This window comes from Bradyrhizobium sp. (genome assembly GCF_019242285.1).
GTDB lineage: Bacteria > Pseudomonadota > Alphaproteobacteria > Rhizobiales > Xanthobacteraceae > Bradyrhizobium.
The window spans coordinates 1-10,513 of the sequence record NZ_JAFAVV010000033.1; the positions used below are offsets into that span (position 1 = coordinate 1).

Genomic DNA, 10,513 nt, shown 5'->3' on the forward strand with positions numbered 1-10,513 from the left:
GTAGGTGCCGGTCTTGGTGTCCTTGAACAGCGAGGCGCTGAAGCCGGTCTGGTTGTTGACGAAGTCCGCTTGCGACAGCTTGCCCTTCAATGCCGGATCGGTGCTCGGGTCGACCTTGACGTAGCCCGCAGGCAAGGGGTGGTCGCCGCTATAGGCGGCAATCGCAAGCTGCGCCATGTTCTGGTCGTGGATGAAGCGCTGCGGCGTCAGCGTCGGATCCTGCAGCAGCATGGCGGCGAGCGCGTCCTTCTGCTGCTCGTTCTTCCACAGCGGCTTGCCATCGGCACCGTTGAACTGGCTCAGCCGGTCGGCCTCGATCGTCGACAGCTTGCCGATATTGTCGGGCTGATACAGCGTCTGGAACATCTCGCTTCGCGCCCAGGGCGCAAGGCTCGGGGTCGCGGCGTTGATGAACTTTCCGAGTTCGCTCGGCGACATCGTTTTGGCGGCGTCGGATACCAGGGTGGCGACGTCGAGGCTCGATTGATATCCGTCCTTGCTGGCAAAGGCGTCGACGATGCGCGCGTATTGCGTGGGATCGGCTCTGCCGGCCAGCATCTGAAAGAAGCTGTTTCGCTCCGAGCCGGCGATTCCCTGCTGGCCCAGGCCGCCGCCATGCTCGATGTTGTTGGCAAGGCTCCGCAGATCGCCATCGCCGAGATCGGCCAGCACGCCGTTCATGTGGGCGGCATCACCGCCGTTGAGGATGGAGACGATGCTGTGCACGTGGTCGTTGCGCGACAGGCCGAACCAGCCCTCGTCGGAGAGGAGCCCCTTGATCTTGTGGGCATCGACCTGCGGATCGGTCATCGCCTGTCCGATCAGCGTGCGCTGGTCGGCAGAGATGTGGCCCTGCTGCTGCAGGATGTCGGCGCGCTGCGACGTCATCCAGGAATTCAGCGCATTGGGATCGCGGTTGAGGATCTCGTTCATGAGCTGGCTGCGATAGGACGCATCGCCCTTTTGCAGCGCCTGCGCAAACGCTTCCATGCGCGCTTCGTAATTGTCGACGATGAAGGGGCGCTTCCCGGTATCGAGCACCTTCTGCGCCTCGGTCGACGGATCGGCGGCGGGAGCGGGCGCCTTGGTCGGAACGGTGGCCGTCACGCCCGTGTTCTGGGCGGCCGGCGTGAACAGCGCGGAGACGAAGTTGCGCGGATCGGTGGCGACTGGAGTGCGGACCGCTGTCGAGAGGCTCATCCTGGCTGGCTCCGAAACTAAGAGAACCTCGATGGACCTGCATCGGGTCGCAATCAGGGCGTGAGGATGTCCGTCGATCCAATTGTGAATAATGTATGCGGATGGGTCCGAGTGAAGCGCGCAGGCCGGAACCGGCATCCAGTCAAACGAATGACAACATTGAACCGGTATAGAGTTTGGATAGTCTTCAGGATGTTCCACGCTCGCTGATGCATTGATTGGGTTCATGGACGCAGACCATCGAAGCGCCGCGGCGGACCCGACCGAGACGCACGCGGCGACCTGCGCTCGGTGCAATCAGACGCTGCTCGTGTTGGTCAGCGAGGGACGGCCGCCGTCGTTCCGCGAGCCGAAGGAACAGGCGAAATGCCTGGAGGTCATCGAACGAACGGCGCGTGGGGAGCAGATTCCCGATCTCACCGTGTGCGACGCTCTGCGACGCTCCATCGAGGCGAGCGCGGGGCCACTCGAGGTCGACGCCATCGTTCACGGCGGAATCTGGTACGTCGTGCGACGCGCGCCGGGCGAGCCGAGCCCGCTCTATTCGCCGGCCCAGGCGCGAACGCAGGCGGATCTCGCCAGCGCCCGTGGCCAGACGAAGCTGGCAGATCAGTTTCTCTGGGCCGCCGACAAGGCCGAGAGCAAGCAATTCGAACCTGGGATGCAGGGCAGGCTGCCGGGCGGCGCGATCGCCTTCGTAATCGTGCTGACGATCGCCGCGCTCGCGGCCTGGTACTTCCTGCTGCAACCCTCGGGGCGTGTCGCCGCCGAGCGTCCGTCGGGTACCAAGGTTGCCGCGACGAAGCCGACGAATGTTCCACCGGCCGCATCGCCATCCCCCGTCGCGCCGACACCGGCAAACCAGCCGGTTGCGCCGGCCACTCCCGCGACGCCCGTCGTCGTCGCGCCAAGTACTGTCCCGCCAAGTACTGTCCCGCCAAATGCTGCCGTGCCGAGCCCGAGTCCGTCGCCGACGCCGAGCCCGACTGCGTCCGTCCATGCCGCCGAGACGGTGGGAGTGCCTGCGAGCGCCCCGGCTCAACCGCATCAGCCATCGTCGCGGCCGAGTCCGCAGCCGACGGCCGACGCGCCGCCGCACGTGGCCGAGCCGGAGCACACCGCATCGGTGACGCCGGCAGCCACCGAACCCGTGATGGTGGTGTTGCCGGGCGGCAGCTTCGTCATGGGCAGCAACGATGATTATTCGGAGCGGCCAACTCACAACGTGACGATCAAGGCGTTTGCGATCGGGAAATTCCCGATCACGGTGCGTGAATGGAATGCCTGCGTCGCCGCCAAGAGTTGCACGCCGGTCGCGAGCGGCAAGGAGGATGCTCCGGTCAGCAATCTGAGCTGGAGCGATGCGCAGCAATTCGTGAACTGGCTCGCGGCTGCGACCGGCAAGAATTATCGGCTGCCGAGCGAGGCCGAATGGGAATACGCCGCGCGCGCAGGAACCTCCACGGCGTATTGGTGGGGCAGGGACGTGCAGCCGGGCGTGGCCAACTGCCGGGGCTGCAACGAGCCCTACGATTCCAAGCGTCCCATGGCGGTGGGCAGCTTCAAACCCAACCCGTTCGGCCTCTACGACATGGGTGGCGACGTCGGCCAGTGGGTCGCCGATTGCTGGCACAAGGATTATCACGGCGCACCGAGCGACGGCTCACCCTGGATCGACGAGGGAACGTGTCCGTCGCGCGTGTTCCGGTCGGGCTCGTGGCGGAACAAGCCCGCCGATGTCCGCGCCGCGAGCCGCGCCCAGTTCGACTTCAATGCGCGCTACCCGACGCTCGGCCTGCGGGTCGCGCGCTCACCTTGATCGTTCGCGGGGATTGTCATGAAGCTTGCCCAGTCCACCTTGCTCGCTGTCGTGCTGGCGCTGCTGCCGGGCGTGCTCCACGCGCAGGGCACGCCGGCGCCGTCCAACGCCGAGATCTATTTCATCGCGCCGGAGGACAACGAGACCGCCTACGGCTCGATCAGGGTGCGTTTCGGCCTCAATCACATGGGCGTCACGCATGCGGGTGACAGCTTTCCCAATAGCGGGCACCATCATCTCCTGATCGACGTCGACGAGCTGCCGGCCGCCGACGAGCCGATTCCGCTCGACAAGCAGCATCTGCATTTCGGCGCCGGCGAAACCGAAGCGGAAATCGACCTGCCGCCCGGCAAGCACACGCTGCAGCTCGTACTGGGCGACGCCAACCATTTCATGTTCAAGCCGCCGGTGGTGTCGAAGAAGATCACGGTATGGATTCGTTCGGACCGACGGGAGGACCGGCGCTCGCCGCGGCGGTATCAGCGGCGCCGTCGTCACCGCGGTTCCGGCGGCTACCGTTTCGACATGGATTTCTAGGACAGCGCGGCCATGCTTGTCAGTCCGGCAAGGCGCGGGACAGCGACACGAGCTCCATCGGCATGAACAGATTGGAGTCGGCGGCCACGACATTGAAGGCTTCGCGGATGGCGTTCGAGGCGTCCGCCTCGGCGCCGGACCGGCGCAGGGCGCGCGCGATCTTCAGCAAGGTGTCGACCTGGAGCTCTCCTGGGCGGATCGCCCGCGCGAGTTGCAGTGCATAACCGGTCTGCCCGTTGTCGCACAACGTTACCGCGGCGAGGTGCAAGGCGATTTCTCCGGCCTGCTGGCCCATTCCCTTCGCGGTCGCGACGGCCTGGTCGATATGACCTCCTTCGGCAAAACCTCTGACGATGGCCTGGTTCGGATCGGTCGGCAACGAGGTCGCCTTGACGGCGTCCGCCGCTTTTTGCGCCTCGGCAGCCTTGCCGGCTCTCGCCAGCGCCCGGGCAATTTCAGCAAACACGGTGCCGCGCGACCACTGCTCGTTGATCGTCTCTGCGAGCGCGCGCGCTTCGTCGGTTCGGCCGGCTTCGGCCTCGGCGACCGCGATGCTCTGAACGAGGCTGCCGCGCAACGGCGCGGAGCGCATGGTCTGGAGCGCCTCGTTGAAAGAGGCCTTCGCGGGCGCCTGCTGGCCGATCCTCGCCTGCGCCTTGCCGATGGCAAGCAGCGCGCCGACGCGGTCCTCCGGGTTGTCGATCAGCTTCGCAGCTTCGAGCGCCGCGGCGGGTTCGTTTGCGTTGGCTTGCGCCTCGGCCAGCATGCGCAGTGCCGGCGAGCGAGCGGGCTCCGAGAAGGATTGTGCGATCGCGAGCGCCCCCGGTGCGACCTTGTTCTGCGGCGCAACGGTGTCCAGCTCCGAATCGCGATCGGGATCGAAATTGATGTCCGGCGAGGAAGACAGCAACGTCGGGTCGGTCGCGATCTGGAGCGCCACGACGCGCAACGCGTTCGTCTCGATGGCCTGAACGATCCCCAGCGCCTCCGAGACCTTGCCAGCACGGGCGAGGAAATGCAAAAGCGCGGCGAATACCTGTTCCCGGTCAAAGCGCGCCAGTCCGGCAGACTGCACGGCCTCCGTGATCTTGCCGGCGCGGACCTGCGCGTCGGCGATGATCCAGAGCGCCGGCACGTGCATCGATGGATGCCAATAGGCAACCGACATCGGCATGCGTGTCGGCTCTGCCTCGCGCAGCGCCTCGACGAGCTTGCCGTCGTCGCCCCGTTCCACCGCAACCATCCGCAACCCCCAGGCCGCGCGACGAATCGCAACGGCGCGCGCCGTGCCATCACTTTCGGCCCTCACGCGCCGGAGGGCATCATCGATCTTGCCGGCCTCGCCTTCCGCGACCGCGATCGATCCCAATACCAGACCGCGCGCGCCCGGATCAGCGATGGCGTTCGCCAACCGAAGTGCCTCGTCGAGCCTGCCGGTTTCCGCCTTGACCCGCGCGGCATGTCCGACGACGGCGGCCATTTCGTCCGATTTGAGCAGATCGATCGTGCCGGACGCCTGTTGCATCAGTCCGGCGTCCACTTGCGCACGGGCGATCTGCGCGACCGTCGCTGCGCGGATCGATGAGGTCGACAATGTGCGCACGATTTCGACCGCGTGATCGAGCGCGCAGCGGCGCGTCGGGGCGTCGCGGCACGTGGTCCAGGCCGGACCATCCGCGGGCTCGTCAGTACCGGCGAAGCAGGTCGCAGTGAAGCCTTGCAGCATAATCGACAATCCGCAGATTGAAGCCGCGCGAACGATGCCTGACATTGGAGCCTGCGATGTGTGGTTGCCTTGACCGGAAGCGAGTGGCTGAGACGCCACAATCTGTCCGGGCAGGCGGACGGCAGTGTGGCTCGATTGTGCGGGGAATTTGGCATGCCGTGGTGGCCTGATGCTCGCACGGCACGGCCGTCACTTCCCGCCGCCGCTGATCGCGTGCAGTCTGTCTGTCGCCCCCGCCAGCGTTGCGAGGTCGCGTCCCATGTAGCTTGCGAGAAAGCCGCTGTAGAGCACCAGCAGTACGGCGAACAGCAGCGACTTGACTGCGAGCGACAGTGCGAAGACGTTGAAATGCGGTGCGGCGCGCGACACCAGCGCGAGCAGGATGTCGGCCAGCAGCAGGCAGATGATGATCGGCACCACCAGCAGCAGGCCGAGATTGAAGACGTCGTCGAGAAGGCCGAGGAGCTGCGTCGCGGCATCGGGGGCGAACACCGGTAGGATGCGGGCGACCGGCCAGATTCCGTAACTCTCGTAGAGCATCCGCACGGTGATGAGGAAGCCGCCGGACGCGAAGAACAGCGCCACCATCGCCAGCGACAGGATGGTGCCGGTGACGCTTGCTTCCTCGGTGCCCTGCGGGTCGATCAGGGTCGCCATCGACGCGCCGCGCTGCAGGTCGAGCATGTCGCCGGCTGCTTCCGCCGCCCAGAGCGGCACGCCAAGGACGAAGCCGAGCACGAGGCCGACGGTGAATTCCTTGAACAGCAGGGCGGCGATCCTGGCGGTGCCGAGGTGCTCGCCCGCCAGCGCCGCTGCCGCCGCGGGCACCATCGGAAGTGCGAGCGCGAGCGCGATGCCGTTGCGCAGCACGCCGGTCACGCCGATGCGGGTGAACACCGGCATGACCAGCATCACCGCCGTCATGCGGGAGAACACGATCCCCGCTGCGGCCAGGTACTCGTAGCCGTGCTGCAGAAGGACGGCGATGTCGGGCGTCGGATCCACGGACGATTTCCGATCGCATCCTTCACCGGGTCAGCACCGGAAACTCGTCCAGCGCCGACGAGGCCTGCTGCGAGATCTGGCCCGCCAGCAGCGGTCCCAGCAGCATGATGATGACGAGCACGGCGATCAGCTTGACCGCCTGCGGCAGCGTCTGGTCCTGGATCTGGGTCAGCGCCTGCGCGAGGCCGACGAGGACGCCGACCGCCACCGCGGCGATCAGCACCGGGCTCGAGACCAGCAGCACCGTCATCAGCGCGGCGTTCACCTTGGTGAGCAGGATGTCGGGGCTCATTGCGGTCTCCGTGAGAACTGGTCGAGCTCGCGCGTCATCCGCCATAGCTCAGGATCAGGCCGTGCAGGAGGCGGGTCCAGCCGCTCACCGCAACGAACAGGAACAGTTTGAGAGGCACCGAGATCAGGGTCGGCGACACCATCACCATGCCGAGCGCCATCAGGACGTTGGTCACGACGAGGTCGAGGACGAGGAAGGGAAGATAGAGCAGGAATCCGATCTCGAAGGCGCGGGTCAGCTCGGAGCCGACGAAGGCGGGAAGCAGCACGATGAGATCGTCGTCCTTGAGATCGGCCCGGGCGCTCTCCGGCCAGACCTTGGTCGTCGCCGACATGAAGAACTGGCGCTCGCTCGGCAGCGTGAAGCGGGCAAGGTGCGCCTGCACCGGCTGCCGCACCGTCTTCGCGATCTCGCTCAGATCCTCGACGGTCCGCAATTGCAGCGGCTGCGCCGACAGGCGACCGTAGACATCGCCGATCAGCGGCGTCGTCACGTAGACGGTCAGGACCAGCGCGATGCCATAGAGCAGGATGTTCGGCGGTGTCTGCTGGGTCCCGAGCGCATTGCGGACGAGGAACAGCACCACCGCGATCTTCAAGAAGCCGGTCATGGTCACGACGAACAACGGCAGCAGGCCGATCGCCGTGGTGAAGATGATGATGCCGAGGACGTTCGGTGAATCAGCCATTGCCGAGCAGCCGTGTGATGCGAATCCCGGTGCTGTCGCCGATCCGCACCAGCGTGCCGCGGCCGATGCGGCGTCCGTTGGCGATGATATCGAGCGGCTCGTCGAGCGGCCGCGTCAGCGGCAGGATCGCGCCGGGCGCGAGCCGCCTGACCTCGGCGAGCTCGAGCTCGAGCCGGCCGAGCTCGATCACGACCTGCACCGGCAGGGCGTCGAGATCGGTGGCCTCCGGCGCCGCGCCCTTGGCGGCGTCGCGTTGCTTCTCCATGATCCATTCCCATTGTGAGCCGCGGCCGGGGATCGGCGCAGCGGTGAGACGTGCCCCGGCGTCGTCGAGTGCGACGGGTGCAAGCCAATGCTCGCCGAACACGGCGACGGCGCTGCCGCCGGGGCAATGCGCGTCGAGCAGTACGACATCGCCCGCCGACAGCCCGTGCAACTCCGCCGCGGTCAGGGTCACGGCAGCCACGCGCAGGCAGAGGGCGACCGGCAAGGTCGGCAGCGGTTCCTCGAGGCCTGCGGCGAGGTCGAGGTGATGGGCGAGCTTCACGGCAAGACGAGGCGGCAGGCGCAACTCGCACGGCCAGCGCCCGAGCCCATCGGCCACGATGGCGGCAGACAGCGCCGCTCGTGTGGCGTCGTGGCGTGACGATGCCGGCGCGCCGACCGACCGCACCTCCAGCTTCCAGCCGGTGACGCGCTCGATGGCGCCGAGCGCGTCCGCCAAGACGAACTCGATCACGAGACCGGCATGATCCGGCCGCAACCGCTCCAGCGACAATGCTCCGTCGGCGGTGCCGATCAGGAATTCGAGCAGTGGCCGCGGCAGCATCAGCTCGACCGGTTCGTCGTCGACGTTGATGGTAAGAGGCACGTCGGCGCGCGCGTCGGTCTCGTTCGCGGGCCATTGTGCGGCGATCGCGATCGACCGCCCCGCAACGCTGATGGTGAGCGTGCGCCGGCGCCGATAGAAGGCGTTGATGGCGTGCAGGTGGGCAGGAGAGATGGTTGGCAGTTCGAGCGCCACCAGCGGCGAAGCGGCCGCGGCCGGCTTGTCGGACACGATCGTGAGGTGCGAGTTCAAGCGCGGCGTCCTCCGGGCGGGACGCCGGAAGCGCCGCGAGTGTTCTTCTCGTCGTCGGCGTCGTCCGCCAGCGCGGCCTGTCTGCGGCCGGTCTCTCGCGCGCGCTGGCCCGCGAGCAGGGCGAGCTTCTCGGTCGCGCGTTGCCGGGTGCGAAACGCCGTCCTCGCATCGTCGCGCGCGCTCGCGCGCTCGGCGAGATCCTGCCGGGCCGTCTCGGCCGCCGCCTTCAGTTGGCCTTGCTCCGCCGCCATGGCATCGAGCCGGTCCTGCAGTCCCAGAATGTCGTGGGACGAGACCGGCCGTCCCTGCAGGGCGCGCAGCTCCTCGCGCTCGCGCGCCTGCGCGTCCGCCTGGTGCTGCTGAGCCTTGTCGTCCGCGGTCGCGCGCGTCTCCTCGGCGCGCCAGAGCTCGGCCTCGCGCTGGGTCAGGAGGTCGAGCGCCCGCTGCTCGTGGCCGCGACGGAGCGCGAGCAGCTCGGCAAGCACCTTGTCCACGCTCATCGGACGATCTCCCGCATCTGCCGCCTCGTCTCCTCCATGGAGACGAAGTCGGACGAAGGCTGACGGAGGAAGGCGTTGATGGAATCGATCTTGACGACGGCCTCGTCGGCGAGAGCGTCGCTCCCCTCGCGATACTCGCCGACCCGCAGCAGGAGCTCGACATCGTTGTATCGGGCGAGCAGAGCGCGCAGGCGCGCGGCATCCGCGCGATGTTCCGCCGAGGCGACCACCTCCATCAGCCGGCTGCGGCTGTGCAGAACGTCGATGGCCGGAAAATGGTTGCGCTTGGCGAGCTCGGCGGACAGCACCAGATGACCGTCGAGCAGCGCCTGCACCTCCTCGGCGACCGGATCGAGCGAGAGGTCTCCCTCCACCAGCACGGTGTAGATGCCGGTGATCGATCCTTCCGCAACGGCCGTACCCGAGCGTTCGAGCAGGCGTGGCAGCTCGGCGAACAGCGACGGTGGGAAGCCGCGGCGGGTGGCGGGCTCGCCGGCCGCGAGGCCGATCTCACGCTGCGCGCGCGCGAACCGGGTGAGGCTGTCCATCAACAACAGGACGTGCTTGCCCTGGTCGCGAAAATACTCGGCGATGGTGGTCGCCACATAGGCGGCCTTGACCCGCTCCATCGCGGGACGGTCCGAGGTCGCCGCCACCACGATCGCGCGCTTGCGCCCCTGGGGCCCGATCTGGCGATCCACGAATTCGCGTACCTCACGGCCGCGCTCGCCGATCAGCGCGACCACGACGACGTCGGCATCGGTGCCGCCGACGATGGTCGCGAGCAGCGTGGACTTGCCGCTGCCGGGCTGGCCGAAAATGCCGATGCGCTGGCCGCGCGCGCAGGTCAGGAGGCCGTCGGCTGCGCGAATCCCGAGCTGAATCGGCTCGCCGATCAATTGTCGCTGCAGCGGCGGCGGCGGCAGCGCGCCGATCGGATAATGCGCCTCGATTTGCGACGGGTGCCAGCGCGCGCCGTCGATGGGCTCGCCCAGCGCGTTGATCACCCGGCCGAGCAGGCCGGGCCCGACCGGTATGCGCAGCTCATGTCCGGTCGGCACCACCTCGGTGCGGCTGGAGAGGCCCGCAAGGTCTCCGACCGGCGTGAGCACCGCCATGTCGTCGACGAGGCCCGTGACCTCGGCCATCACGCGGTTCTTGGTAATGGGGTCGATGAGCTGGCAGATCTCGCCGACGCGCACGTCCGTCACCGTCGCGTGCACCACCACGCCGAGCAGGCGGCGCACCCGTCCCTTGACGACGCGCGGCGCGGTGTCGCGCACCACCTCCTGAAGGTGAGGAAGAATGGAGGCGAGCCGTTCGCTCGGATCACGGTGCGGCCCGTTCACGGACGATCTCCGGCAGGCTCGGCGGTGATGTTGAAACCCTCCATGATCGCCGCGAGCTGGGTGTCGATGCTGGCATCGACCACGGCAAACTCGCTGGCGACGACACAGGCCATCCTGTCCAGACGCGGATCGGCGTCCACTGTGACGGACGGGCCGAGACCCCTGCCCTCAGTCGTCGCAAGTGCTGCGCGGGCCCGCTCCAGCATCTCGGGATGCACGGTGACCTTGAGCGATTTCTCGCGGCGAAAGTCGGTGATGGCGCGGCTCGCGGCACGCAGCACGAGATCGGCGCTGTCGAACTCGCCCAACACCCGCC

The 10,513-nt window shown here is 67.4% G+C and carries 11 protein-coding genes; 2 read left to right on the forward strand and 9 right to left on the reverse strand.

Going from position 1 to position 10,513, the window contains the following annotated elements; translation table 11 throughout:
• Window positions 1-1,428, reverse strand: a 1,428-nt coding sequence (locus tag JOY90_RS01600) for a hypothetical protein (RefSeq protein ID WP_291689425.1), incomplete at its 3' end; no start/stop codon positions are given.
• On the opposite strand from JOY90_RS01600, the gene JOY90_RS01605 reads away from it, so the two are divergent.
• Window positions 1,427-3,019 carry an SUMF1/EgtB/PvdO family nonheme iron enzyme gene (locus tag JOY90_RS01605; protein WP_291689426.1) on the forward strand — a complete coding sequence of 531 codons (1,593 nt, stop codon included), beginning with the start codon at window positions 1,427-1,429 and terminating at the stop codon, window positions 3,017-3,019. The genes JOY90_RS01600 and JOY90_RS01605 overlap by 2 nt on opposite strands.
• A gap of 18 nt (window positions 3,020-3,037) precedes the next feature.
• On the forward strand, window positions 3,038-3,556 hold the full coding sequence (locus JOY90_RS01610) for a DUF4399 domain-containing protein (protein ID WP_291689427.1): 519 nt from the start codon (window positions 3,038-3,040) through the stop codon (window positions 3,554-3,556).
• Between the two features lie 19 nt (window positions 3,557-3,575).
• Here the strand turns inward: JOY90_RS01610 and JOY90_RS01615 are convergent, their stop codons facing one another.
• The 8 genes from JOY90_RS01615 to JOY90_RS01650 form a co-directional block, all read right to left on the reverse strand.
• Window positions 3,576-5,282, reverse strand: coding sequence for a hypothetical protein (locus tag JOY90_RS01615; RefSeq protein ID WP_291689428.1), 1,707 nt, complete (start codon window positions 5,280-5,282; stop codon window positions 3,576-3,578).
• A 189-nt stretch (window positions 5,283-5,471) separates the two neighbouring features.
• Window positions 5,472-6,287, reverse strand: a complete 816-nt coding sequence (gene sctT, locus JOY90_RS01620) for a type III secretion system export apparatus subunit SctT (RefSeq protein WP_291689429.1) — start codon at window positions 6,285-6,287, stop codon at window positions 5,472-5,474.
• 22 nt (window positions 6,288-6,309) lie between these two features.
• Entirely contained in the window at window positions 6,310-6,579 is a 270-nt protein-coding gene (locus JOY90_RS01625; RefSeq protein WP_291689430.1) for a flagellar biosynthetic protein FliQ, read from the reverse strand.
• A gap of 34 nt (window positions 6,580-6,613) precedes the next feature.
• Entirely contained in the window at window positions 6,614-7,267 is a 654-nt protein-coding gene (gene sctR / locus JOY90_RS01630) for a type III secretion system export apparatus subunit SctR (RefSeq protein ID WP_291689431.1), read from the reverse strand.
• Window positions 7,260-8,348 carry a type III secretion system cytoplasmic ring protein SctQ gene (gene sctQ / locus JOY90_RS01635; protein ID WP_291689432.1) on the reverse strand — a complete coding sequence of 363 codons (1,089 nt, stop codon included), beginning with the start codon at window positions 8,346-8,348 and terminating at the stop codon, window positions 7,260-7,262. The genes sctR and sctQ overlap by 8 nt, the downstream gene beginning before the upstream one ends.
• Window positions 8,345-8,848 carry a hypothetical protein gene (locus JOY90_RS01640; protein WP_291689433.1) on the reverse strand — a complete coding sequence of 168 codons (504 nt, stop codon included), beginning with the start codon at window positions 8,846-8,848 and terminating at the stop codon, window positions 8,345-8,347. Before JOY90_RS01640 ends, sctQ begins: the two co-directional genes overlap by 4 nt.
• Window positions 8,845-10,197 (reverse strand): FliI/YscN family ATPase, encoded by a 1,353-nt coding sequence (locus tag JOY90_RS01645; RefSeq protein WP_291689434.1) that lies wholly within the window; start codon window positions 10,195-10,197, stop codon window positions 8,845-8,847. Before JOY90_RS01645 ends, JOY90_RS01640 begins: the two co-directional genes overlap by 4 nt.
• Window positions 10,194-10,513 (reverse strand): FliH/SctL family protein (locus tag JOY90_RS01650; RefSeq protein WP_291689435.1); only part of this gene is annotated, 320 nt, incomplete at its 5' end. The genes JOY90_RS01650 and JOY90_RS01645, both read right to left, overlap by 4 nt.